This is a genomic window from Pseudomonas sp. TMW22090, assembly GCF_022496665.1.
GTDB lineage: Bacteria > Pseudomonadota > Gammaproteobacteria > Pseudomonadales > Pseudomonadaceae > Aquipseudomonas > Aquipseudomonas gregormendelii.
Genome location: NZ_SCFH01000010.1, coordinates 139,279 through 162,535, shown reverse-complemented (window position 1 = coordinate 162,535; position 23,257 = coordinate 139,279). Strand labels below are relative to the sequence as shown.

General features: G+C 60.2%; 21 protein-coding genes. 8 read left to right on the top strand and 13 right to left on the bottom strand.

The genetic code is table 11. The annotated features are described in order from the left end of the window. Positions 1-30: 30 nt before the first annotated feature. The 5 genes from EQV97_RS24785 to EQV97_RS24765 all read right to left on the bottom strand — a co-directional run bounded on the left by EQV97_RS24785 (position 31) and on the right by EQV97_RS24765 (position 4,461). A complete protein-coding gene (locus tag EQV97_RS24785) occupies positions 31-1,809 on the bottom strand; it encodes an ABC transporter ATP-binding protein (RefSeq protein WP_225570749.1) in 1,779 nt (592 codons plus the stop codon). Positions 1,810-1,840: 31 nt separating this feature from the next. Beyond that, positions 1,841-2,443, bottom strand: a complete 603-nt coding sequence (locus tag EQV97_RS24780; RefSeq protein WP_205895994.1) for a DsbA family protein — start codon at positions 2,441-2,443, stop codon at positions 1,841-1,843. A gap of 40 nt (positions 2,444-2,483) precedes the next feature. Further along, on the bottom strand, positions 2,484-3,425 hold the full coding sequence (locus tag EQV97_RS24775) for a rhodanese-related sulfurtransferase (RefSeq protein WP_225570713.1): 942 nt from the start codon (positions 3,423-3,425) through the stop codon (positions 2,484-2,486). Between the two features lie 202 nt (positions 3,426-3,627). Next, complete coding sequence (locus EQV97_RS24770; protein WP_240890243.1) at positions 3,628-3,927, bottom strand: BolA family protein; 300 nt, start codon at positions 3,925-3,927, stop codon at positions 3,628-3,630. Between the two features lie 12 nt (positions 3,928-3,939). Next, a complete protein-coding gene (locus tag EQV97_RS24765; RefSeq protein WP_045061674.1) occupies positions 3,940-4,461 on the bottom strand; it encodes a DUF2059 domain-containing protein in 522 nt (173 codons plus the stop codon). A gap of 192 nt (positions 4,462-4,653) precedes the next feature. Between EQV97_RS24765 and EQV97_RS24760 the strand changes: the two genes are divergently transcribed. After that, on the top strand, positions 4,654-6,048 hold the full coding sequence (locus EQV97_RS24760; RefSeq protein ID WP_122841385.1) for a class II fumarate hydratase: 1,395 nt from the start codon (positions 4,654-4,656) through the stop codon (positions 6,046-6,048). 65 nt (positions 6,049-6,113) lie between these two features. On the opposite strand, the gene EQV97_RS24755 is transcribed toward EQV97_RS24760, so the two are convergent. After that, positions 6,114-7,073, bottom strand: a complete 960-nt coding sequence (locus EQV97_RS24755) for a DMT family transporter (protein WP_122841386.1) — start codon at positions 7,071-7,073, stop codon at positions 6,114-6,116. Between the two features lie 199 nt (positions 7,074-7,272). On the opposite strand from EQV97_RS24755, the gene EQV97_RS24750 reads away from it, so the two are divergent. Further along, positions 7,273-7,467 (top strand): DUF6316 family protein, encoded by a 195-nt coding sequence (locus EQV97_RS24750; protein ID WP_122841387.1) that lies wholly within the window; start codon positions 7,273-7,275, stop codon positions 7,465-7,467. Between the two features lie 135 nt (positions 7,468-7,602). Here EQV97_RS24750 and EQV97_RS24745 read toward each other — a convergent pair whose 3' ends face one another. After that, on the bottom strand, positions 7,603-8,787 hold the full coding sequence (locus tag EQV97_RS24745) for a thiolase family protein (protein WP_225570711.1): 1,185 nt from the start codon (positions 8,785-8,787) through the stop codon (positions 7,603-7,605). Between the two features lie 102 nt (positions 8,788-8,889). Continuing rightward, complete coding sequence (pap, locus tag EQV97_RS24740) at positions 8,890-10,404, bottom strand: polyphosphate:AMP phosphotransferase (RefSeq protein ID WP_122841389.1); 1,515 nt, start codon at positions 10,402-10,404, stop codon at positions 8,890-8,892. 159 nt (positions 10,405-10,563) lie between these two features. Between pap and mnmC the strand changes: the two genes are divergently transcribed. The 5 genes from mnmC to EQV97_RS24715 all read left to right on the top strand — a co-directional run bounded on the left by mnmC (position 10,564) and on the right by EQV97_RS24715 (position 18,159). Next, positions 10,564-12,546 carry a bifunctional tRNA (5-methylaminomethyl-2-thiouridine)(34)-methyltransferase MnmD/FAD-dependent 5-carboxymethylaminomethyl-2-thiouridine(34) oxidoreductase MnmC gene (gene mnmC / locus EQV97_RS24735; RefSeq protein ID WP_240890242.1) on the top strand — a complete coding sequence of 661 codons (1,983 nt, stop codon included), beginning with the start codon at positions 10,564-10,566 and terminating at the stop codon, positions 12,544-12,546. Positions 12,547-12,843: 297 nt separating this feature from the next. Beyond that, entirely contained in the window at positions 12,844-14,616 is a 1,773-nt protein-coding gene (locus EQV97_RS24730) for an N-acetylglutaminylglutamine amidotransferase (RefSeq protein ID WP_240890241.1), read from the top strand. A 3-nt stretch (positions 14,617-14,619) separates the two neighbouring features. After that, a complete protein-coding gene (gene ngg, locus EQV97_RS24725) occupies positions 14,620-16,368 on the top strand; it encodes an N-acetylglutaminylglutamine synthetase (RefSeq protein WP_225570708.1) in 1,749 nt (582 codons plus the stop codon). 180 nt (positions 16,369-16,548) lie between these two features. Continuing rightward, positions 16,549-17,739, top strand: a complete 1,191-nt coding sequence (locus EQV97_RS24720) for an osmoprotectant NAGGN system M42 family peptidase (protein ID WP_122841393.1) — start codon at positions 16,549-16,551, stop codon at positions 17,737-17,739. Between the two features lie 192 nt (positions 17,740-17,931). Further along, entirely contained in the window at positions 17,932-18,159 is a 228-nt protein-coding gene (locus tag EQV97_RS24715; protein ID WP_003199186.1) for a YheU family protein, read from the top strand. Between the two features lie 8 nt (positions 18,160-18,167). Here EQV97_RS24715 and csrA read toward each other — a convergent pair whose 3' ends face one another. The 3 genes from csrA to EQV97_RS24700 form a co-directional block, all read right to left on the bottom strand. Further along, complete coding sequence (csrA, locus tag EQV97_RS24710) at positions 18,168-18,353, bottom strand: carbon storage regulator CsrA (RefSeq protein ID WP_045061684.1); 186 nt, start codon at positions 18,351-18,353, stop codon at positions 18,168-18,170. 153 nt (positions 18,354-18,506) lie between these two features. Beyond that, positions 18,507-18,839 carry a YnfA family protein gene (locus tag EQV97_RS24705; RefSeq protein ID WP_045061685.1) on the bottom strand — a complete coding sequence of 111 codons (333 nt, stop codon included), beginning with the start codon at positions 18,837-18,839 and terminating at the stop codon, positions 18,507-18,509. A gap of 64 nt (positions 18,840-18,903) precedes the next feature. Continuing rightward, on the bottom strand, positions 18,904-19,719 hold the full coding sequence (locus tag EQV97_RS24700) for an SDR family oxidoreductase (protein WP_045061686.1): 816 nt from the start codon (positions 19,717-19,719) through the stop codon (positions 18,904-18,906). A gap of 278 nt (positions 19,720-19,997) precedes the next feature. Between EQV97_RS24700 and EQV97_RS24695 the strand changes: the two genes are divergently transcribed. Next, positions 19,998-20,156 (top strand): DUF3309 family protein, encoded by a 159-nt coding sequence (locus EQV97_RS24695; RefSeq protein ID WP_169858239.1) that lies wholly within the window; start codon positions 19,998-20,000, stop codon positions 20,154-20,156. Between the two features lie 58 nt (positions 20,157-20,214). Here the strand turns inward: EQV97_RS24695 and EQV97_RS24690 are convergent, their stop codons facing one another. Together EQV97_RS24690 and EQV97_RS24685 are read right to left on the bottom strand one after the other, a co-directional pair. Next, positions 20,215-22,308 carry an LTA synthase family protein gene (locus EQV97_RS24690; RefSeq protein ID WP_122841394.1) on the bottom strand — a complete coding sequence of 698 codons (2,094 nt, stop codon included), beginning with the start codon at positions 22,306-22,308 and terminating at the stop codon, positions 20,215-20,217. Between the two features lie 322 nt (positions 22,309-22,630). Then, the gene (locus EQV97_RS24685) at positions 22,631-23,233 is read right to left on the bottom strand and encodes an START domain-containing protein (RefSeq protein WP_122841395.1); all 603 of its coding nucleotides are present in this window, start codon (positions 23,231-23,233) and stop codon (positions 22,631-22,633) included. Positions 23,234-23,257: the final 24 nt, after the last annotated feature.

The following is a 23,257-nucleotide window of genomic DNA, read 5'->3' as shown; positions in this document are numbered from 1 at the left end:
TCCCGGCAAGTCAGAGCCCTGCTGACGAGGCTAGTGCTGCTGCAAATGCCCGTAAAGCTTGGCGTACAGACCGCCGTCTGCAATCAGCTGCTGGTGATCGCCGTCCTCGGCGATCTGCCCCCCGTCGAACACCAGCACCCGGTCAGCCTGTTTCACGGCGGACAGCCGGTGGGCGATGATCAGGGTGGTGCGATGACTGAGGAAGCGCGTCAACGCCTGGTGCAGGTTGTATTCGGTGGCGGCGTCCAGCGCCGACGTAGCCTCGTCGAGGATCACTACCTTGGGCTCGGCCAGCACCATGCGGGCAATCGCCAGGCGCTGGCGTTGGCCGCCGGACAAACGCACGCCGGATCGACCGACGATGCTGTCCAGGCCATTGGGTAATTCCCGTACCGTGTTATCCAGTTGGGCAATTTCCAGGGCCTGCCAGCAGGCTTCGTCGCTGCGTTCGCGGCCCATGGTGAGGTTGGCACGCACGGTGTCGTTGAACAGCGCGGGATGCTGCAGGACCACGGCAACATTCTCGCGCACGGTCTCTAGGCCGATTTCTTCCTGGGTAGATCCGCCGAAACGAATGGTACCGGCCAGGGGTGTGTACAGGCCGAGCAGCAGCTGCACCAGTGTGCTCTTGCCACCGCCACTGGCACCAACGATCGCGACCTTTTCCCCCGGCGCTATCGACAGGTTCATCTTGTTCAGCACCAGTTCATCGCCATAGCTGAAGCTCAGGCCCTGGACTTCGATGCCCACGGTTTCGCGACCCTGGAACGGATCGACGCCCCCCTCGTATTGCGGTTCGTCGGCTCGGGCGAGCAGCTCGTTGATCCGCGACAGGGCGCCGCCGGCTGCATAAAAGGCGTATTGCAGGTTCAACAGTTGCTCCACCGGGCCGATCATGAACCACAGGTAGCTGAAGACCGCGAGCATCTGGCCGATGGACAGGTCGGAAAACAGCACGGTGAGCATCGCTGCGGCGCGAAAGATGTCGATACCGAACTGGAACAGCAGGCCGCTGGCGCGGTTCGACGCATCGGTTTTCCACTGCGAGGTGACTGCGTAATCCCGCACTTCCCGGGCGCGCTGCCCGAGTCGACCGAGGAAAAAGCCCTGGCGGTTGCCGGCACGGACTTCCTGAATGGAGTCGAGGGTTTCGGTGAGTGCCTGGGTGAAGCGCGAGGTGCTGTCGTTCTCCAGTTTCTTCAAGTGCTTGACCCGTTTGCCGAGCAACACCGTGGCGTAGATCACCAGCGGGTTGAACAGCATGATCAGCAGCGCCAGCTTCCAGTGCATCCACATCAAAATACTCGCCGTGCCGACCAGGGTCAGCATGGCCACCAGGAAACGGCTGAGGGTCTCGCCAACGAATTTGTCGAGGGTGTCGAGATCGGTCACCAGATGCGTGGTGACCGTACCGCTGCCAAGGCTTTCGTACTCCCCCAGGGAAATTCGCTTGAGCCGCTCGATCAGGCGCAAGCGAATGCGGTAGACGATGTCCTTGGCCAGCGCTGCAAACAGGCGCGCCTGCACCACGTTGAACAACAGGGCGGCGCACCGCAGGCTCAGGGTGACCAGCAGCATCAGGCCTATGTAGCCCGCTGCTTTCTGCCAGTGCTCCGGCAGTGCGTGGTTCATGATCTTCAGCGCTGAATCGCCATGCCCCAGCAGCACCTCATCCACCAGCAGTGGCAGCAGCAAGGGAATCGGCACGCTGCACAAAGTAGCCAGGACCGCTACGCCGTTGGCGATCCACAAGGCTTTTTTATGCTGCAGGGCCAGGCGACGTATTTCGGCCCAGCTCAGTCGATCCATGCGCTTGGGAGAGGGTTCATCGTCAGGCAGGTCATGCACAGGCGGCGCGCTCCAGCCAGCGGCCAAGCAATGGCGACAGCTCGCTGAGCGGTTGATAACCATTAGTCAGCAGCGCCAATTGCCCGTCCCGCTCGGCCAGCAATGTGGGGAAGCCGGCAATGCCAAGATCCTGGACCCAGGTGAAATCGGCGGCAGTCGCGGCGTGCTGGTCGGCACGGTCAAATGCCGCGGCGAACTCGATGCGAGGGACCCCGGCCTGCTCCGCCAACTCGACCAGGACACTGGCCTGGGTGACGTCGCGCCCCTCGGCGTAGAACGCATGCTGAATCAAACCGAGCAATGTCCACGCACAGTCGGCTGCCAGGCCACGCGCGGTCACGAGCGCCCGGCACGCGGGTTCGGTGTCGTAGACAAAGCCGTCGGGCAATGCGCCCTCAAGCTTGAACGGCTGGCCGGTGGCATCAGTCACCGCCTGCCAGTGTTCGAGAATATAACGTCGGGTGGTCGGTTCCAGCGCCGAACCACTACCGGTGCGCAAGCCGCCCACTACCAGATGCACCTCAACCCCGGCTGCGCGCGCCTGCTCGACCAGGGCTTGGGCCACCGGAGCAAAACCCCAGCACCAGGAGCACATCGGGTCCATCACATAGAGCAGGCGGCGCGCAGACATGGGATCAAGCCTCGGAAGGAGTTTGCTTGTAGTTGTAGCCAATCGGATGCGGCATGTTGCGCGCTTTCGCCAGTTCGATCTGCTTCTGCCGGTCGATGGCGCTACGGCGAGTCTTCTCGCTCAGCTTATCCCAGCAATGCGGGCAACTGATGCCTGGCACGTAGTGCTCGGATGCACGGTCTTGCACGCTCACCGGGGTGCGGCAGGCATGACATTGATCGTAGTCGCCTTCGCTGAGGTCGTGGCGCACCGTGACCCGGTTATCGAAGACAAAACAGTCGCCCTGCCATTTGGTTTCTTCCTGCGGCACCTCTTCAAGGTACTTCAGGATGCCACCCTTGAGGTGATAGACCTCATCGAAGCCCTGGCTGAGCATGTAGCTCGAAGCCTTTTCGCAACGAATGCCGCCGGTGCAGAACATCGCGACCTTCTTGTGCACGGCCGGGTCGAAGTGTTCCTTGATGTAGTCTGGAAATTCGCGAAAGCTGGTGGTCTTCGGATCAATGGCGCCTTCGAAGGTGCCGATGGCCACTTCGTAGTCGTTGCGGGTATCAATCAACAGCACTTCAGGGTCGCTGATCAGCGCGTTCCAGTTCTCTGGATCAACGTAGGTACCGACTTTTTTGTTCGGATCCACGCCTTCGACGCCCAGGGTGACGATTTCTTTCTTGAGCTTGACCTTGGTGCGGTAGAACGGCTGCTCGTCGCAGTACGATTCCTTGTGATCGATATCGTCCATGCGCGGGTCGTTCTTGAGCCAGGCCATGAGCCCATCGATGCCTTCACGGCTGCCGGATACGGTGCCATTGATGCCTTCTTCGGCGATCAGCAGCGTGCCTTTGATGCCGTTGTCGACCATCGCCTGCAGCAAGGGCTCGCGCAGGGTGACGTAATCTTCCAGGGTGACGAACTTGTACAGTGCCGCCACAACAATCTGTTGTGTCATCGGGTGTTTCTCCAGGTGGCTACCCTCGTAAGGGGTGAACCGGATTCAAAAAAAAACGCGCCGGGTTAGCGGCGCGTTGCGGATTCTAGCAAAAAAAATGTGGTTTCTGTAGGAGCAAGGCTCGCCCGCGATGGCAATCTCGAGCACGCTATCGCGGGCAAGCCTTGATCCCACACAAGCCGTGCACCTGCAGCAGGTGATCTCAGTGCTTGCTGCCGCCAGCACAGGTCGGCGAGGCCGGAGCCGCGTCCATCTGTGCCCATTCCTCAGGTGTGTAGGTATGCAGCGCCAACGCATGAAACTCGCCCATCATCTCGCCAAGCGTGCCGTAGACTTTCTGGTGACGCTTGACGCGGTTGAGCCCTGCAAACTGCTGGCTGACGATCACAGCCTTGTAGTGAGTCTGCAACCCACGACTGTGCATGTGGCTCTCATCCAGCACTTGCAGGTGCTCGGGCTGTAACAGGCCCAGCGTCGATTCAATGCGTTGTTGCATGGTCATGCCCGACTCCGCTTAAGGCTTTTTCTTGGCAGGAGCTGCGCCCTTGGGCTCGAGCTCCGCGGTCATGTCAGCCAACAGTTTGTTGACCACAGGGACCGCGCTTTCCAGCTTGGCCTGAGTCATCTGCGCCGATTGCTGGGTCAGTTGCGGCATTTTTTCCAGGACCTTCTTGCCCAGTGGCGACCGGTAGAAAGCGACCAGGTCCTTGAGCTCCGATTCACTGAAGTTGGTGGTGTAGAGCTTGACCATGTCCGGCTTCAGCTTGTTCCAGCCAATGGCCTGGTCCAGCGCTGCGTTGGCCTTGGCCTGGTAGGTTTCCAGCAGGGCTTTTTTCGACTCGGGAGCTTTGGTCTGTTCAAAGCGCTGAGCGAACATTTGCTGCACTTGCATGTACACCGGAGTGCCCAGTTTGTCAGCGTGCGCCAGGGTCAGGAAAGCCTCGGCACTGGCGTTGTGGCTGGCGGTATCGGCAAAAACAGGGCCGCTGGCGCAAACCAGTGCAACCGCGGTACAGATGGCACGAAGACGAGTCATCGAGTTTCCTTTTCTAGCAGGCGAGGTAAAACCCCAAGGGCGTCCATTCTGCGCCTAAAAAAGTGTGTCACTCAACCCCAAGCCTTGTGGGGCCTAATTTAGAGGGGTCCAGCAGACAATTTCGACACCGATGGAACCACCACGGACGATCACGGCCTAAACTGCGCTAACTGACCTACAGGAGTGTGCACGATGAGCCGTATCGAAACCGACAGCCTTGGCGAGGTGGAAGTCCCGGATGAGGCGTACTGGGGCGCTCAGACGCAACGCTCGCTGGTCAATTTCGCGATTGGCAACGAACGCATGCCACTGGCGGTGCTGCATGCGCTGGCCTTGATCAAGAAAGCCGCCGCACGGGTCAATGACCGCAACGGTGACGTGCCGGCCGACATTGCCCGCCTGATCGAACAGGCGGCCGACGAAGTGCTGGACGGCAGCCACGATGATCAATTCCCGCTGGTGGTCTGGCAAACGGGCAGCGGTACCCAGAGCAACATGAACGTCAATGAGGTGATCGCCGGTCGCGCCAACGAATTGGCCGGTAACCCGCGGGGCGGCAAATCGCCGGTTCATCCCAACGATCACGTCAACCGCTCCCAGAGTTCCAACGACTGCTTCCCCACCGCCATGCACATCGCAACCGCCCAGGCGGTGCAACAGCAGCTGCTGCCGGCGATCAGCGAACTGTCCGGCGGGTTGGCGGAGCTCTCCGCCCGGCACATGAAGCTGGTCAAGACCGGGCGCACCCACATGATGGATGCCACGCCGATCACCTTCGGCCAGGAACTGTCGGCATTCATCGCACAGCTGGATTACGCCGAACGAGCGATCCGCAGCGCGTTGCCCGCCGTCTGTGAACTCGCACAGGGCGGCACCGCAGTCGGCACCGGGTTAAATTCGCCCCACGGTTTTGGCGAAGCGATTGCCGCCGAACTGGCAGCCCTTTCCGGCCTGCCGTTTGTCACGGCACCGAATAAATTTGCCGCGCTGGCAGGGCATGAACCTTTGACCACCTTGTCGGGTGCGTTGAAGACCCTTGCCGTCACCCTGATGAAAATCGCCAACGACCTGCGCCTGCTGGGCTCCGGGCCGCGTGCCGGTTTCGCCGAAGTGAAACTGCCCGCCAACGAGCCGGGCAGTTCGATCATGCCGGGCAAGGTCAACCCAACTCAGTGCGAAGCCTTGTCGATGCTGGCCTGCCAGGTCATGGGCAACGACGTGGCTATCGGTTTTGCGGCAAGCCAGGGACACCTGCAGCTGAACGTATTCAAGCCGGTGATCATTCACAACCTGCTGCAATCGATCCGTCTGCTGGGCGATGGCTGCAGCAACTTCCAGCAGCATTGCATTGCCGGCCTGGAACCGGATGCTCAGAAAATGGCTGAACATCTGGAGCGTGGGTTGATGCTGGTGACGGCGTTGAATCCGCATATCGGTTATGACAAGTCCGCGGAGATAGCCAAGAAAGCCTATGGCGAAGGGCTGACATTGCGCGAGGCGGCGTTACAGTTGGGCTACCTGACCAGTGAAGAGTTCGATGCCTGGGTACGGCCGGAGAATATGCTGGAGGCTGGGGCCAAAGGTTAAGTAACGCAGGGGCCAGTAGTCCTTCATCGCGGGCAAGCCTTGCCCGCGATGAACGATGACGCGGTCTAACTGGCCGCCAACCGCGCCCGCCGCGCCCTCAGTCCGGCAATCAATGAAGGCCCCAGCGCCACCAGCGCCGAGCCCAACACCACCAGCACGGCCCCGCCATAGCCCAGGCCATTGATTGTCTCGGCATGCACGTACGCCGGCCAGAGCCATGCGGCGACAGCCACCGCAGCGAAAGTCACCAAAGGTGTGATCGCCAGCGTCGCACTCACCCGCGAAGCCTCCCAATGGGCCAGCGCCTCGGCGAATGCACCGTAGGCAATCAAAGTGTTCATGCAGCACGCCAGCAGCAGCCAGCCCTGCAGCGGGCTCAGTTGCAGCACCTCCAGCGGATGCACCCAGGGGGTCAGCAGCAACCCGCAAAACAGGTAGATCACCATCATCACTTGCAGCGAATTCCATACCGTCAGCAGTTGCTTCTGCCCCAAGGCATAGAAGGTCCAGACCGTGGAAGCCAGCAGGACCAGCAACACGCCGGCGGTGTAGTCGCTCAGGGAAGTCAGCAACTCACTCAGGCGCTGGTTGAAGAACAACACGAAGCCGATCAGCAGCACCAGCAGCCCAATCCCCTGCCCTACGCTGAAACGCTCCTTGAACACAAACAGACTGGCGATCAGCAACATGATCGGCCCCATCTGTACCACCAGTTGTGCCGTACCGGGGCTCAGCAGGTTCAGGCCCATCAGGTACAACACGTAGTTGCCGACCAGCCCCAGCACCGCCATCACCACCAGCCAGCCACCGCGCGGGCCGAGGACCTTGCGACTGGGCAGGCGCCTGGTGGCCGCCAGGTAGATGAACAGGCAACTGCCGGACACCATCAGGCGAAACCAGGTCACCGTCACCGGGTCCATCACCTGCAGCACCTGCTTGAGCTTGATCGGCAGGATTCCCCACAACAGCGCGGTCAGCAAGGCCAGGAACAGGCCATAGACCCAGCGACCGGATGAAATGTGCATGCGTACCTCAACAAGGCCAGACGGCAAGAACTGGTCATTCTAGGCCCATGCACTGTTGGTACACAGGCACAGTTGCCCACTTGCCGCGCATGCAACTGTGCAGGTCGCATGCCGTCGATCGGTTGGTTGGGCAGGTCAAATGGTTCAGACATAAGCTGAGTCGATCCACCCATAGGACATCACCTTCAGGAGAACCTTCATGTACGGCATGCGCGCCCAGGACAACGCCCCCGCTACGCACTTTCGCAGTGACCGTCTATGCCGGGTGAACGGGGAGTTGTATTTCAGTACCCGGGAAAACACGCTGGAGGGGCCGTTTGAAAATCCGCAGGTGGCGGAGCGGGGTATTCGGGAATACATCGAGCGGATGCAGAAGATGAGTGACCGGCGCTAGACCCAGGCGCGAGTATTCGCCAGCAAGTCGAATCCTCGCACCGCCGCAAGAGCTGCGTGAGCGGCGTGAGCGGCGGCGCGGTTATTGGACTTGCTCGCGAAGGCTACTTCACAGTTTCCACACCAATACAGGTCATCACCGCACCGCTTCAAACAGCCCGGTAGCCCCCATGCCCCCGCCCACGCACATGGTCACCACGCCATAGCGCAGATTACGCCGCTGCAACTCGCGCACCAGATGCCCCACTTGCCGCGAACCGGTCATGCCGAACGGGTGGCCAATGGAAATCGAGCCGCCGTTGACGTTGTATTTTTCGTTATCGATTTGCAGGCGGTTACGGCTGTAAAGGCATTGCGAAGCGAACGCCTCGTTGAGTTCCCACAGGTCAATGTCGGCCACCTGCAACCCTTTGGCCTTGAGCAGTTTGGGCACCGAAAACACTGGGCCGATCCCCATCTCATCCGGTTCGCAACCTGCCACGGTAAATCCGCGGAAGAACGCCTTGGGCTTCAATCCCAGCTCCAGGGCTTTTTCCAGGCTCATCACCAGCGTCATCGACGCACCGTCGGACAACTGCGAAGAGTTGCCGGCAGTCACCGAGCCGTCTTCGGCAAATACCGGTTTCAAGCCCGCCAGGCTTTCCAGCGTGGTGTCCGGGCGGTTGCAATCGTCGCGATCGACAATGCCGTCGAGGATCTGCACCTCGCCGCTGTTCTTGTCCTCGACCCGGTATTTCACCGCCATCGGCACGATTTCGTCATTGAACAAGCCGGTGGCCTGGGCCTGCGCCGTACGCTGCTGGCTCTGCAGCGCATACAGGTCCTGTTCTGCGCGGCTGACGTTATAGCGACGCGCCACGATCTCGGCAGTCTGGCCCATGGGGAAGTAGATGCCCGGGACCTGCTCCTTGAGCAGCGGGTTGATCAGATTGTCAGTATTGACGCTCTTCATCGTCAGGCTGATCGACTCGACACCGCCAGCCACAATGATGTCACTGCAGCCCGAAGCGATCTGGTTGGCAGCGATGGCGATCGCCTGTAAACCCGACGAGCAGAAGCGGTTGAGGGTCATGCCGGCAGTGCCAGTACCCAGGCGCGACAACACCGCCACATTACGGCCGATGTTGTAGCCTTGGGCACCTTCGTTGGAGCCTGCGCCGACGATGCAGTCCTCCACGCTCGCCGGGTCGATGCCCGAGCGCGCCAACAAGGCGTCGACGCAATGCGCCGCCATGTCGTCAGGACGGGTCTGGTTGAACTTACCGCGAAAGGATTTGGCCAGGCCGGTCCGTACGCTGTCGACGATCACCACTTCACGCATGGCATACCTCATTGTTTTTGTCGGTTGAGAGTAGACCGAGCATAAGTCCACCACATAACCGGCTGCGACAATCATTCACCTCGCGTATGCGCAACCATCGGTTCACTTCCTGTGTTTCTTGTCCTTGCGGTCGGACTTTTCGAACGCCTCTTCCAGCGCACTGTTAATCGTGCGCAGCACTTTGACCCGCGCCCAGCGCTTGTCATTGGCTTCCACCAGCGTCCATTGCGAGATATCGGTGCTGGTACGATCCACCATATCGCCTACCGCAGCACGATAGGCGTCCCACTTGTCGCGGTTGCGCCAGTCGTCTTCGGTGATCTTGAAACGCTTGAAGGGAATCTCCTCACGGGCCTGGAAGCGCTCCAGCTGAGTCTGCTTGTCGATGGCCAGCCAGAACTTGACCACGATCACGCCGGAATCAACGATCTGCTCTTCGAAATCATTGATCTCGCTGTAAGCGCGCAACCAGTCCGACGGCGGGCAGAAGCCTTCGATGCGCTCCACCAGCACCCGCCCGTACCACGAACGATCAAACACCGTGAACTTGCCCTTGGCCGGGATGTGCCGCCAAAACCGCCACAAGTACGGCTGCGCACGCTCTTCTTCGGTCGGCGCGGCAATCGGTACGATGCTGTACTGACGCGGATCCAGGGCCGCCGCCACCCGGCGAATCGCCCCGCCCTTGCCCGCCGCATCATTGCCTTCGAAGACGGCGACCAACGCGTGGCGGCGCATGCGTTTATCCCGCATCAGGCCAGAAAAACGTGCCTGTTCGGTGATCAGCTGTTCTTCGTAATCGTCCTTGTCCAGGCGCAGGGTCAAGTCCAGGCTGTCGAGCAGGTTCAACTGATCGACGCTGGTGGGCAGTGGTGCGGCGTTGACTTTTTCCGGGTGCAGGGATGCTCGTTGGAGAGCACCTTGCAGGCCGGCGAGCAGAATCCGCCCGACCGCCAGGCTGCGATAGTTCGGGTCGACGCCTTCGATCACATGCCAGGGCGCATAGTCACGGCTGGTGCGGCGCATGACGCGCTCGCCGTATTTGACGAACTTGTCGTAGGTCTGCGATTGCTGCCAGTCCAGCGGGCTGATGCGCCAGCTGTGCAAGGGGTCGTCCGCCAGCGCCTTGAGGCGGGCCTTCATCTGTTTCTTGGACAGGTGGAACCAGAACTTGAAGATCAGCGCGCCTTCGTCGCACAGCATCTTTTCCAGACGCTCGGCGGCATTGATGCCCTGATCGAGCCGTGGGTTCTTGAACTCGCCATGGACTCGCCCCTGAAGCATCTGGCTGTACCAATTGCCAAAGAAAATACCCGTGCGGCCCTTGGCCGGCAGCATTCGCCAGTAGCGCCAGGCCGGCGGACGGGCCAGCTCCTCATCGGTTTGCTGATCAAAGGTACGCACTTCGATCAGTCGCGGGTCCATCCACTCATTGAGCAGCTTGACCGTCTCACCCTTGCCGGCCCCTTCGATGCCGTTGATCAGCACGATGACCGGAAAACGTTTCTGCTGCTGGAGTTCAAATTGCGCGTCAAGCAACGCTTCGCGCAGCGCCGGCACTTCCGCCTCGTAGGTTTCTTTATCGATGAAATGACCGATTTCAGCAGATTCGAACATGGATGGCTCCCTTCCCGGATTGAGCAAGACTAGCGGATTGACCTCCCCCACGTAGTAGAAATCCATTTTCATCGTTAGATGGGCCGCTGCCGATGCCATGGATCAGGCATTGCCACGATGATCAGCTAGAATGGCCACCTTGCCGCTGCCGAGCCTGCCATGAAACCCGTATTACCCCACGCCCAGCTCGACTGGGACGACCAGGGACTCCCGCGTTCGCGGATGTTCGACGACGTGTATTTTTCCGATCTGTCTGGCCTGGATGAGACCCGTTACGTGTTCCTCCAGCAAAATGCTTTGAGTGAGCGCTTTGCCGCGCTGCAGGCCGGTGAGCGACTGGTCATTGGCGAGACCGGATTCGGCACCGGCCTGAACTTCCTCTGTGCCTGGCAGTTGTTCGAGGCACAGGCGGTGCCTGGCGCGCGGTTGCATTTTGTCAGCGTTGAAAAATACCCGCTGACCCTGCCGGACCTGCAGCGAGCACTGGCGTTGTGGCCCGAGCTCAAGCCGTTCGCCGATCAACTGCTGGCGCAATACGTGGCCATCCATCAAGGCTTCCAGCGACTGGTGCTGGACAACGGCCGCGTCACCCTGACGTTGCTGATTGGCGACGCCCTGGAACAGTTGCCGCAACTGGACGCCCAAGTTGACGCCTGGTTTCTCGACGGCTTCGCCCCGGCAAAAAATCCCGACATGTGGACCGCCGAGCTGTTTGCCGAACTGGCCCGCCTGGCAGCGCGCGGCTCTACCATCAGTACGTTTACCAGTACCGGCTGGGTGCGCCGTCTGCTGAATGCGGCGGGCTTCAAGATGAAGCGTACGCCCGGCATCGGGCACAAATGGGAAATCCTGCGGGGCGTATTTCTCGGATGGCCGCAAGAGGCAGCGCCGCCGGCGGTAACCAAACCGTGGTTCGCGCGTCCGCTGCCACTGACTGGCGAGCGGCATGCCATGGTGATTGGCGCCGGTCTGGCCGGTTGCGCCACGGCGGCCAGCCTAGCGGCAAGGGGTTGGTGCGTGAGCCTGCTGGAGCGTCACGCGGCTCTGGCGCAGGAAGCATCGGGCAATCCCCAGGGCGTTTTGTACCTCAAGCTTTCGGCCCATGGCACGGCGTTGTCACAGCTGATTGTCAGTGGATTTGGCCACACCCGGCGGTTGCTCGAACATCTGCAACGGGGAGTCGACTGGGATGATTGCGGTGTTCTGCAACTGGCGTTCAATGCCAAGGAAGCCGACCGGCAGGCACAATTGGCCGCAGCGTTTCCCGACGATCTGCTGCATGAGCTCGATCGCGAACACGCCGAGCAGCGCGCGGGTATCGCGCTGCCATCCGGCGGCCTGTTTTATCCAGAAGGCGGCTGGGTGCATCCGCCAGCCCTGTGTGCCTGGCAAGCGGCTCATCCCAATATCAGCGTCCTGACTCATCACGAGGTGGTGCAACTGCGCCGTGATAAAGGGCAATGGCAGGCGTGGGCTGGGGAAAGATTGCTGGCCCAAGCGCCAGTGGTGGTGCTGGCAGGCGCTGCCGACGTCAGGCGTTTTGACTTCAGCAGCGACTTGCCGCTCAAGCGTATCCGGGGCCAGATTACCCGCCTGCCTCAAACTGCTGACAGCCAAAGCCTGAGCACCGTGGTGTGCGCCGAAGGCTACGTTGCACCGGCGCGGCTGGGCGAACACACCCTGGGCGCCAGTTTCGATTTCAACAACGACGACCTGACACCCACGGCAGCCGAGCATGCCGGCAACTTGCAGATGCTCGAGGAAATATCCGCCGATCTGGTCGCCCGCCTGGGTGCCGACACCTTACAACCAGAGGCCCTGGCAGGTCGCGCCGCGTTTCGCTGTACCAGCCCGGATTACCTGCCGATCGTCGGTCCGCTGGCCGCTACCCAGGCCTTTGCCAACGCCTATGGCGTCCTGAGCAAAGATGCCCGGCAAACGCCGGACATCCCTTGCCCATGGCTGGACGGTGTGTACGTCAACAGCGGTCACGGTTCCCGGGGCTTGATCACCGCACCATTGTCAGCTGAGCTGCTGGCGGCCTGGCTCGACAACGAACCGCTGCCGTTGCCCCGGGCCGTCGCCGAGGCGTGCCATCCCAATCGATTCGTCTTGCGGCGCCTGATCCGCGCAAAGGCTTGAAAGACTAAAGACTGCCGCAACGCTTCTTTCAGCACTTGCACCCCATCCCGACCCGCACCCGCCAGCCAATGCGGCAAGGCCGCCTGCAGTACTCGGGCCTTGTCCAGGTCGGCGGTGTGTTCTACCAGCGCCTTCAGTCGCTGGTCGGAGGTCCGTGGCACAACCGCAGCCGCGGCGAGCGGCTTATTCCTTATCGATCTAAAACTCCCAGGATCGCAGCGGGTCAGTTTCTGAGTGCCCGCTGTTTTAGCCGGGTATCGATTGAACCTCCCCAACGGAAAAACCGGTAAGGACTTTATGTGCGGATTAGCTGGCGAGTTACGCTTTGACAATCAACCTGCGGACCTTGCAGCCGTTGAACGAATCACCCATCACCTGGCACCCCGCGGACCTGACGCGTGGGGCTTCCACAGCCAAGGGCCGATTGCCCTGGGCCATCGCCGCCTGAAAATCATGGACCTGTCGGACGGCTCGGCGCAGCCGATGGTCGACAACCAGTTGGGCCTGTCCCTGGCGTTCAATGGCGCGATCTACAACTTCCCAGAGCTGCGCACCGAGCTTGAAAGCCTCGGTTATGCGTTCTACTCCGGCGGTGACACCGAAGTGCTGCTCAAGGGCTATCACGCCTGGGGCGAAGCACTGCTACCCAAGCTCAACGGCATGTTTGCGTTCGCCATCTGGGAACGCGACGCCAAGCGCCTGTTCATCGCCCGTGACCGTCTGGGCGTGAAGCCGCTCTACCTGTCGCGTACCGGCCAGCGCCTGCGCTTTGCCTCGGCTTTGCCGGCTCTGCTCAAGGGCGGTGACATCAACCCGATCCTTGATCCGGTGGCTCTCAATCACTATCTGAATTTTCATGCGGTGGTTCCAGCTCCGCGCACCTTGCTGGCAGGCATCGAGAAACTGCCGCCAGCGACCTGGATGCGCGTCGAAGCTGATGGCAGCACCGAGCAGAAAACCTGGTGGACCCTGCCCTACGGTCCGCGTGCCGATGAAATGAACCTGACACTGGAAGACTGGCGCGACCGCGTGCTGGACAGCACTCGTGAAGCGGTGGCCATTCGTCAACGAGCCGCTGTCGACGTCGGCGTATTGCTCTCCGGCGGAGTGGATTCGAGCATGCTCGTGGGACTGTTGCGCGAAGTCGGGGTGGAGAACCTGTCGACCTTTTCCATCGGCTTCCAGGATGCCGGCGGCGAACGCGGCGACGAGTTCCAGTACTCGGACCTGATCGCCAGGCACTACGGCACCCAGCACCATCAGTTACGCATCGACGAAAAAGAGATCATTGAGCAATTGCCGGCGGCGTTCCGCGCCATGAGCGAGCCGATGGTCAGCCATGACTGCATTGCGTTCTACCTGCTGTCCCGTGAAGTGGCCAACCACTGCAAGGTGGTACAGAGCGGCCAGGGTGCAGACGAACTGTTCGCCGGTTACCACTGGTATCCGCAAGTCGATGGCGCCGCCGACCCTTACGCTGCCTACCGCGAAGCGTTTTTCGACCGCAGCTATGAAGATTACGCCGCCACCGTGCAGCCCAAATGGTTGACGGCGAATGACGCCGCTGGCGATTTCGTGAAAGAACATTTTGCCCAGCCTGGCGCCGATGCCGCTGTGGACAAAGCCTTGCGCCTGGACAGCACGGTGATGCTGGTGGACGACCCGGTCAAGCGCGTCGACAACATGACCATGGCATGGGGCCTGGAAGCCCGCACGCCGTTCCTGGACTACCGCCTGGTGGAATTGTCGGCACGCGTACCGGGCAAATTCAAGCTGCCCGATGGCGGCAAGCAGGTGCTCAAGGAAGCCGCGCGACTGGTCATTCCAAGTGAAGTGATCGACCGCAAGAAAGGTTACTTTCCGGTCCCCGGCCTCAAGCATCTACAGGGCGATACGCTCAATTGGGTGCGCGAACTGCTGCTGGATCCGAGCCAGGATCGTGGCCTGTTCAACCCGGCCATGCTTGACCGCCTGCTGACTGATCCACAAGGTCAACTGACGCCCTTGCGTGGCTCCAAGCTGTGGCAACTGGCGGCCTTGAACCTGTGGCTCAGCGAACAAGGAATCTGATCGATGAAACCCCACGCCACGGCTTACAGCCAACGCTTGTTGCGCGGTCAGGCGCCTACCTACGAACGCTTGCAGGCACGCTTGGCTGAGGATGGCAGTGAACCGAACGCGGCCCCGATTGCGCTGCATTGCGGTTGGGGTCGATTACTGATCGGCCACACCTTCGCTGACCCTGCCAGTCTTGCCCAGGAACTGCTCAACGAAAAACCCGGCGAGCGGGATATCGCGCTGTACGTGGCCGCGCCCCAACAGGTGTTGGGGCTTGAGCCGGCGCAATTGTTCCTCGACCCTTCGGACACCTTGCGCCTGTGGTTCACGGACTATCGCCCCTCCACGCGAGTATTTCGCGGCTTCCGGATTCGTCGGGCGCAAAGTGAGGCGGACTGGCAGGCGATCAACACGCTGTACCAGGCCCGCAACATGCTGCCCATCGATGCCAGTTTGCTGACCCCGCGTCACCTCGGGGGTCCGGTGTACTGGCTGGCCGAGGATGAAGACAGCGGTGCGGTCATCGGCAGTGTGATGGGGCTCAACCATCACAAGGCCTACAACGATCCAGAGAACGGCAGCAGCCTGTGGTGCCTGGCCGTCGACCCCCTTTGTTCCCGACCGGGGGTGGGGGAAGTGCTGGTCCGGCACCTGATCGAACACTTCATGAGTCGCGGGCTCAGTTACCTCGACCTGTCGGTATTGCATGATAATCGCCAGGCCAAAAACCTCTACGCCAAGCTGGGTTTTCGCAACCTTTCGACCTTTGCCATCAAACGCAAGAATGGCATCAATCAGCCGCTGTTCCTGGGGCCTGGGCCGGAGGCTAACTTCAACCCTTACGCGCGGATCATTGTCGAGGAGGCCCATCGTCGAGGTATTGATGTACTGGTCGATGACGCCGAAGCCGGGATGTTCACCCTCAGCCATGGCGGGCGTCGGGTACGTTGTCGCGAGTCCCTGAGCGACCTGACCAGCGCCATCAGCATGAGTCTGTGCCAGGACAAAAGCCTGACGCACAAGGTACTGAAGGCGGCGGGGCTGAAATTGCCGTCCCAGCAACTTGCCGGCAACGCCGATGACAACCTGGCATTCCTCGACGAGCATGAGCGCGTAGTGGTCAAGCCGCTGGACGGCGAACAGGGCCGAGGGGTGGCGGTGGACCTGCAGACGATCGAAGAGGTCCAGCAAGCCATTGAGTCAGCTCGCCAGTTTGACACCCGGGTGCTGCTGGAGAGTTTTCACGAAGGTTTGGACCTGCGGATTCTGGTAATCGGTTTTGAAGTGGTGGCTGCGGCCATCCGCCGACCGGCCGAAGTGATCGGTGATGGCCAGCACAGTGTGGGCGCGCTGATCGAGGCTCAGAGTCGTCGGCGCCAGGCTGCCACCGGCGGCGAGAGCAAGATCCCCCTCGACCACGAAACCGAGCGTACCCTGGCGGCTGCCGGTTACGACTACAGCAGTGTTTTACCGGCCGGCGAGCACCTGTTCGTGCGGCGCACGGCGAATCTGCATACCGGCGGCATCCTTGAGGATGTCACGTCCATCCTGCATCCGACCCTGGTCGACGCTGCGGTGCGGGCAGCGCGGGCGCTGGACATTCCCATGGTCGGGCTCGACCTGCTGGTGCCGGCGGCGGATCAGCCGGAATACGTATTTATCGAGGCCAATGAACGCGCCGGACTGGCCAATCATGAACCGCAACCGACGGCGGAACGCTTTGTGGATCTGCTGTTTCCCCATAGTCAGCCGGCGGCCCAATAGATAGATGTTGCCTGGACTGACGTCATCGCGGGCAAGCCTGCTCCCACAGGGATTGTATGAGGCCCGGCTCTGGGAGCCAGGCTGCTGTGAGAGCAAAGCCTGCCCGCGATGACGGCCTGACCGCCTCCCATTCTTAACCTCATCGAAACCATCGATGCACTCAACTCATCAGGAGTTTCCATGACCAGTAGAATCCCGGAACCGGATCTCAACTACCTGCAAAAAGTCCTGTTGGAGATGCTCGCCATTCCAAGCCCCACAGGATTCACCGACACCATCGTGCGCTACGTCGCCGAGCGTCTTGAAGAGCTGGGCATTCCCTTCGAAATGACCCGGCGCGGGACCATCCGCGCAACTCTAAAGGGCAAGAAAAACAGCCCGGACCGCGCGGTCTCGGCCCATCTGGACACCATCGGCGCGGCAGTTCGCGCGGTCAAGGACAACGGTCGACTGACCCTGGCACCGGTGGGCTGCTGGTCCAGCCGTTTTGCCGAGGGCAGCCGGGTCAGCCTGTTCACCGATAATGGCGTGATTCGCGGCAGCGTATTGCCCCTGATGGCTTCCGGGCACGCCTTCAACACGGCCGTGGACGAGATGCCGATCAGCTGGGATCACGTCGAATTGCGTCTGGATGCCTACTGCGCCACCCGTGCAGACTGCGACTCACTGGGGATCAGCGTCGGCGATTTCGTGGCCTTCGATCCTTTGCCCGAATTTACCGAAAGCGGCCATATCAGTGCCCGCCACCTGGATGACAAGGCCGGCGTGGCGGCGCTGCTGGCAGCCATGAAAGCCATTGTCGACAGTGGCGAAGAGCTGATGATCGATTGTCATCCGCTGTTCACCATCACCGAGGAAACCGGCAGTGGCGCGGCCGCGGCGTTGCCGTGGGACGTCAGTGAGTTCGTCGGCATTGATATCGCCCCCGTGGCTCCTGGCCAGCATTCCAGCGAACATGCCGTGAGCGTGGCCATGCAGGATTCCGGTGGGCCGTATGACTATCACCTGTCCCGGCACTTGCTGCGCCTGGCCAGCGATAATGAATTACCGGTGCGTCGCGATCTGTTCCGTTATTACTTCAGCGATGCGCATTCGGCGGTGACCGCCGGGCATGACATCCGCACCGCCCTGCTCGCTTTCGGCTGCGATGCAACTCACGGCTACGAGCGTACCCACATCGACAGCCTGGCCGCGTTGAGTCGCCTGCTCGGCGCCTACATCCTCAGCCCGCCGGTGTTTGCCAGCGATGCGCAGCCAGCGAAGGGTTCGCTGGACCGGTTCAGTCACCAGATCGAGCATGACACGCAGATGGAAAGTGATACCCGGGTGCCATCGGTGGATAGCCTGGTGGGACAGCGCAACGATAGCTAAGCCGATATCTGCGGCGCCGGCACGACCGATCGCGAGCAGGCTCGCTCCCACAGAATTTTCCCCGTGCAGGAAACGGTTTTGGTGTGAGGGCAAGCCTGCTCGCGATGACGATGTAGCAGCCTGCGCTTAACCGACGGTAGCCGCCATCTGCCAATCGCCGTAGCATCGCGCCATTGTTCAACCGAGGTGCCTATGCTGATTCCCCACGACCAACTTGAAGTCGATACCTTGACCCGCTTGATCGAAGATTTCGTGACCCGCGACGGCACGGACAACGGCGACGACACCCCGCTGGAAACCCGGGTCTTGCGGGTTCGCCAGGCCCTGACCAAGGGACAGGCACTGATCGTTTTCGATCCGGAGAGCGAGCAATGTCAACTGATGCTCAAGCACGATGTGCCCAAGCATTTGTTCGACTGAAACGTCTGTTACTTGTGTTTCCCGGTCTTTTTTTCGTCCTGAATGCGCTCGTAGATCTCGCTGCGATGGACGGTAAAGCTGCGCGGTGCTTCAACTCCGATGCGCACACTGTCGCCACTGACGGCCAGGATACGCACGGAAATGGTGTCGCCAATGGAGATCAACTCTTGGGCTACACGGCTGAGAACTAGCATGGGATAGGTCCTACTGGGTGACAGGACCTTGAAGATGCCCGGCAGAAAACGCTCATTCAATATGTTGTAGGCAAATCAGTTTTTCCCTACAAACCTGAGGGAAGCACTCCGTAGGATTTATCCGACAAAACCGCAGAATGTCGGATCTTTCCTTCAGGAAGCCGACAGTCGTGGGCCGAAGAGAATCACCGTCGCGCCAATGACGCACAGCGCCACACCGATCCAGTCCGAGCTCAAGGGACGAATCCGCTCCACCACCGCCAACCAGCCAATTGACGCCACGATGTAGATGCCTCCATAGGCGGCATAGGCGCGACCTGCATAGGTCGCTTCCACGCGCGTCAGCAGGAGTGCGAACAGCGTCAGGCTGAACAGTGCCGGCACAATCCACAGGGCACTCTTGCCCTGGCGCAACCACATCCAGAATGCAAAACACCCGGCGATTTCAAACAGGGCGGCAAGAAAGAACCACAGGTAATTGAGCATGCAGGGGTCTCGCTAAAATGGCCGATGGCGGCCACCCTAGCGACGGCGGGACCATCGGGCAAGCTCAGCCTGCGGTCTGTTTGGCCTTTGCGCGCATTTTATCGGCCATGACCGTCATTTCGTTGTACAGCAGTTGCGGGTTCTTCTGCTTGATCGCCCAGGCCATGCGGCCCTGCTCGTGCGGCAGGATCATGAATTCACCGGCACCGATCTGCTGATAGATGTAGTCGGCAATGTCGGCAGCGGTGATCGGCGAACTTTCAAGCAATTTGCCGACTTGCGCTTTCATTGCAGGCGTCGGGCCTCGGAAAGAGTCCAACAGGTTGGTCTGGAAGAACGATGGGCATACCACATGCACCCCGACTTCCTGCTGCGCCAGTTCGATCAGCAGGCTTTCGGACAATGCGACCACGCCGGCCTTGGCCACGTTGTAGTTGCTCATGGCAGGGCCTTGCATCAACGCGGCCATGGACGCGATGTTGATGATCTTGCCCTTGCTCTTTTCCAGCAGCGGCAGGAACGCCTTGCAGCCCTTGACCACGCCCATCAGGTTGATCGCAATCTGCCAATCCCAGTCCTCCAGGGACAGCTCGCTGAAGAACCCGCCGGAGGCCACTCCGGCGTTGTTGACGATGATGTCAATGCCGCCCAGCTTCTCCTCGCAGGCCTGGGCAAACGCCGTCAGCTGACTGTAGTCGCGCACGTCACAGCGCTGGATAAACCCGTCGCCACCCGCCTCGCGCACCAGCTTGAGGGTTTCCTGCAGGCCGGGATCGCTGACATCGGACAAGGCCAGTTGCCAGCCCTCGCGCGCCCAACGGAGCGCGATTTCGCGACCCAGGCCCGAGCCTGCGCCAGTGATCATCATGCGATTTTGCATAGCAGACAGCCTTGTTGTTCCGGGGAAGATGTGCCGAGTGTAGCGAAGGAGATAGCGGGAGCCACGCTGCATCAGATTGCTGAATAGGCTGCTCAAACCCCAGCCACGGAAGAATTAACTTAGCCAATAAAAACGAAATAACGCTTTCTTCGAAATACATTAAAAAAACTTGGAATTTTCTCGCGATCAGCGCAGTCGGATCGTTTAAGCAGCTAGGATTTAATACATTCCTGCTGATAGTTATAGCTAGGTCATTCCGGAACACTTTCAACAAGGAAATAGACATGGGCACAATTCTAATCGTTATTCTGATCCTTCTTCTGGTAGGCGGCTTGCCGGTCTTCCCCCACTCCAGAAGTTGGGGTTATGGCCCGTCGGGTATCATCGGTGTAGTACTGGTGGTGCTGTTGATCCTGCTCTTGCTTGGCAAGATATAAAGCGTTAGCAGAAAAAAAAGAGGCCCTGAAAAGGGCCTCTTTTTTATTGCCTGGACTTTCAGTCCGGCTTGCCGTCAACCACACCGGCAGTGTTATCGATCAGGCTCTTGGTCGCCGTTTGCAGGAAAGCTTCAAGTTTCTGCTTGAGCTCGGCGGTACGCGGTGCATCAGGGATGACCTCGGCCTTGGGTGTAGCGCCCAACTGATACTGGTACACCTTCGGCGCCATTTCTTTTTCCTTGGGCAGTACCAGGATCTGGTCCGCGGTGATGATCGCGGTGGTCTGCTCGCTGCCCGAAGGCTTGATCACGCCAAAACCGGTGTCGCCTTCCGGCAGGTTCAGCAGGTCACGACCCCAGCATTGATGGCGCACTTCGCCACCGATGCGACCCATGATGGTCGGCACGATATCGATCTGGGTGCCAACGGTGTGGTCACGCTCGCCGAATTTCTCCTGGATGCCCGGTGCGATCAGCAGCATCGGCACGTTGAAGCGACCCAGGTCCATTTCGGTGATCTGGCGCTCGTTGCCGAAACCGTGGTCACCAACGATCACGAACAGGGTCTCCTTGAAGTAAGGCTCCTTGCGGGCCTTCTCGAAGAACTGGCCCAAGGCCCAATCGGCGTAGCGCATGGCCGTCAAATGTTCGTTGAGGCTGCCGCGATCCGTCACGCGCTCGACCGGCAATGGCGACGGCAAGGCGTATGGAGTGTGGTTCGACAAGGTTTGCAGCAGCGCATAAAACGGCTTGCCGTTTTCCCGCGCCTTGAGCTCGATCAGGCCGCGATCGAACATATCCTGGTCGGAAACGCCCCAGGTCGGATCGGAGAACACCGGGTTCACGTAATCATTGCGACCAATGAAGTTGGTCATGCCCTGGCTACTGAAGAAGCCCGACTGGTTATCCCAGGCGAAGTCGCCATTGTAGACATACACATCATCGTAATCGCGGACACTGAGCAGTTGCGGTAAACCGGACAGCTTATGGCTGCCTTCCGGGGTCTGCATCAGGTATTCGAAACCCGGCAGGTTCGGGAAGCACGCCATGGTGGCGAACATGCCCTGGTGGGTGTGAGTACCGTTGGAGAAGAAGCGATCGAACAGCAGGCCCTCTTTCGACAGTTTGTCGAGGTACGGCGTGATGTTACCCGAGGCACCCAACGCGCCTACCGAGTGACCGGCCATGCTTTCCATCAGGATCACGACGACGTTCTTGATCGGCAGGGTCTTGTCGGCCGGTGGCGTGTAGTCACGGCGCACGGCTGCCGTGTCCGGATCGACCAGCTTGTCGTCAGGCATGACCAGCATGTCGCGCACGATTTGCTGGGCTTCTGGCTGCGGCAAGGTAGCCTTCCAGATATTGTCGCGATCTTCAGACATGCGGCTCTTGGCAGCAGCGATCAGCGACAGCGTGCCATTGAGGCCCAACTGATTGGCGAAATTGGAATCGGTGGTGTAGACGTCCCCCCAGCGCAAAGGCGGACCTTGACGCAAGGTGCCGCGAGCCGCGACGACGCAGATCAGCAGGCAAACCACGAACACGGCAGTGCGCGCGTACCATGGAGCCACCTGGCGAGTACTGATGGTACCGCCGCTGAACGGGCCGCGTGGTCGGGTGGCGCGGTCTGCACCCTTGAACGCCAGCGCGAGGATGACAGTGCCGCCGACCCATGCCAGCACGTAACGAACCACGGGAAAACCGTACCAGAGCATGCTCATGACGGTTTTCGGGTCTTCCTTCACATACTGGAAGACCAGGCCGTTGAGACGTTGGTGGAATTCGCGGTAGAAGTCCATCTCCATCAGGCCGAGGAACAGCGCGATGCTCGAAGCCACGGTCAGCCACAGGCGGAAGAAACCACGGGCCGCCATTGCGCGGACGCTGAACAGCGCCAGTACCAGCGGGATGCTGAGGTAGACCACCAGGCGCAGGTCGAATCGCAGACCGTTGAAGAACGCTTCGGCGAAGGTCGAGGCCGGTGTATCAAGAATCATCTCGCTGTTGTAGACCAGCAGCGCAACGCGCAGCAGGCTGAACATGACCATCATGACCAGGGCGCACAACAAGGTGTAGGCCAGGTGCGATTTGACGGTTGGTTGCAGCAGGCGACTTGAAGCTCGCTGCTGTTTCAGGGCGTCCGGGTTTGCCATGTCGTTTTAGGACCCATTGGAAGTTGAAGTTGCAAAATACAGCGGCGCTTAGCCCTCTGTTGGTCGATACCTGACCCCGGGGCTTGCGCGGTGCGCAAATGTTGCACGATCACCCGCAGCATTGCCATTGATTACTGTTTGGGTTGGCGCGGGCGAGATTGTCTTGGACGGGTTGTGAAAATTTCGTGCAGTGAATATTCGGATACAAAATATAGGCTTGGGTGGCTCGATCTGTTGGCCTCGGTGGGCCAGGTGCAGGGGCTGTCGAGCGAAACGAAGCAGCTCCTGCACAGCTTTCAGACGGATGTGCAAAAAAGCGAAATTACTTCTCCGCCCGCTCCTTCAACGCCTTCAACGTATTGAACGGCGCATCAACCACAAACTTGTTGGCCACCATCGAAGGCACGCTGCCGCCCGGCTCGGTGTGCACCTGGTAGGTGACTTCGACCTGGTCACCCTTGGGCACGAACTTCCAGAAACCCTCGACCTTGACCACCCGCACAAAACCCTTTTCCTCGGGCATGTACGTGGGCACGCCTTCGAGCTTGCGGGTCAGGCTGCCATCGGCGCCTTCGACGGTGGTGATGTGCAGCACCGAATCTCGCGGAGTCACCGGCCATGGCGTATTGAATTGGGTGTAGGTCCAGCTCTGGTCGCCTTCATGCTTGAGCAGTTTCTGCAGCTTGCATTCGTGAATCCAGGCACAGGCACCCGGCACATCCTCCTGCAAGGCGCGCAGTTTGGCCATGGAGGTTTTCATCAGGGCGACGCCCTGGTAAGCCTTGTAATCAGAACCGGCCACTTCACTCAAGGAGACCTTGATACCGTCCTCGTTCTTGGCAACTTTCCATTCTTCGGCCTGGACCGAAGTCGCCAGCAAAACGCTGAAACCACACAGCACAGCCAAACGATGCAGCGAACCCATAGTGTTATTCCTTATTGTTGAAGT

Bases quoted from the DNA above. Each gene is read 5' to 3' on its own strand.
- EQV97_RS24765 (WP_045061674.1), bottom strand. From the start codon at position 4,461: ATGACTCGTCTTCGTGCCATCTGTACCGCGGTTGCACTGGTTTGCGCC.
- EQV97_RS24685 (WP_122841395.1), bottom strand. From the start codon at position 23,233: ATGGGTTCGCTGCATCGTTTGGCTGTGCTGTGTGGTTTCAGCGTTTTG.
- EQV97_RS24770 (WP_240890243.1), bottom strand. From the start codon at position 3,927: ATGACCATGCAACAACGCATTGAATCGACGCTGGGCCTGTTACAGCCC.
- EQV97_RS24690 (WP_122841394.1), bottom strand. From the start codon at position 22,308: ATGGCAAACCCGGACGCCCTGAAACAGCAGCGAGCTTCAAGTCGCCTG.
- EQV97_RS24730 (WP_240890241.1), top strand. From the start codon at position 12,844: ATGTGCGGATTAGCTGGCGAGTTACGCTTTGACAATCAACCTGCGGAC.
- EQV97_RS24750 (WP_122841387.1), top strand. From the start codon at position 7,273: ATGTACGGCATGCGCGCCCAGGACAACGCCCCCGCTACGCACTTTCGC.
- EQV97_RS24720 (WP_122841393.1), top strand. From the start codon at position 16,549: ATGACCAGTAGAATCCCGGAACCGGATCTCAACTACCTGCAAAAAGTC.
- EQV97_RS24755 (WP_122841386.1), bottom strand. From the start codon at position 7,073: ATGCACATTTCATCCGGTCGCTGGGTCTATGGCCTGTTCCTGGCCTTG.
- EQV97_RS24715 (WP_003199186.1), top strand. From the start codon at position 17,932: ATGCTGATTCCCCACGACCAACTTGAAGTCGATACCTTGACCCGCTTG.
- EQV97_RS24760 (WP_122841385.1), top strand. From the start codon at position 4,654: ATGAGCCGTATCGAAACCGACAGCCTTGGCGAGGTGGAAGTCCCGGAT.
- ngg (WP_225570708.1), top strand. From the start codon at position 14,620: ATGAAACCCCACGCCACGGCTTACAGCCAACGCTTGTTGCGCGGTCAG.
- EQV97_RS24745 (WP_225570711.1), bottom strand. From the start codon at position 8,787: ATGCGTGAAGTGGTGATCGTCGACAGCGTACGGACCGGCCTGGCCAAA.
- EQV97_RS24700 (WP_045061686.1), bottom strand. From the start codon at position 19,719: ATGCAAAATCGCATGATGATCACTGGCGCAGGCTCGGGCCTGGGTCGC.
- pap (WP_122841389.1), bottom strand. From the start codon at position 10,404: ATGTTCGAATCTGCTGAAATCGGTCATTTCATCGATAAAGAAACCTAC.
- EQV97_RS24785 (WP_225570749.1), bottom strand. From the start codon at position 1,809: ATGGATCGACTGAGCTGGGCCGAAATACGTCGCCTGGCCCTGCAGCAT.
- EQV97_RS24780 (WP_205895994.1), bottom strand. From the start codon at position 2,443: ATGTGCTCCTGGTGCTGGGGTTTTGCTCCGGTGGCCCAAGCCCTGGTC.
- EQV97_RS24705 (WP_045061685.1), bottom strand. From the start codon at position 18,839: ATGCTCAATTACCTGTGGTTCTTTCTTGCCGCCCTGTTTGAAATCGCC.
- mnmC (WP_240890242.1), top strand. From the start codon at position 10,564: ATGAAACCCGTATTACCCCACGCCCAGCTCGACTGGGACGACCAGGGA.
- csrA (WP_045061684.1), bottom strand. From the start codon at position 18,353: ATGCTAGTTCTCAGCCGTGTAGCCCAAGAGTTGATCTCCATTGGCGAC.
- EQV97_RS24775 (WP_225570713.1), bottom strand. From the start codon at position 3,425: ATGACACAACAGATTGTTGTGGCGGCACTGTACAAGTTCGTCACCCTG.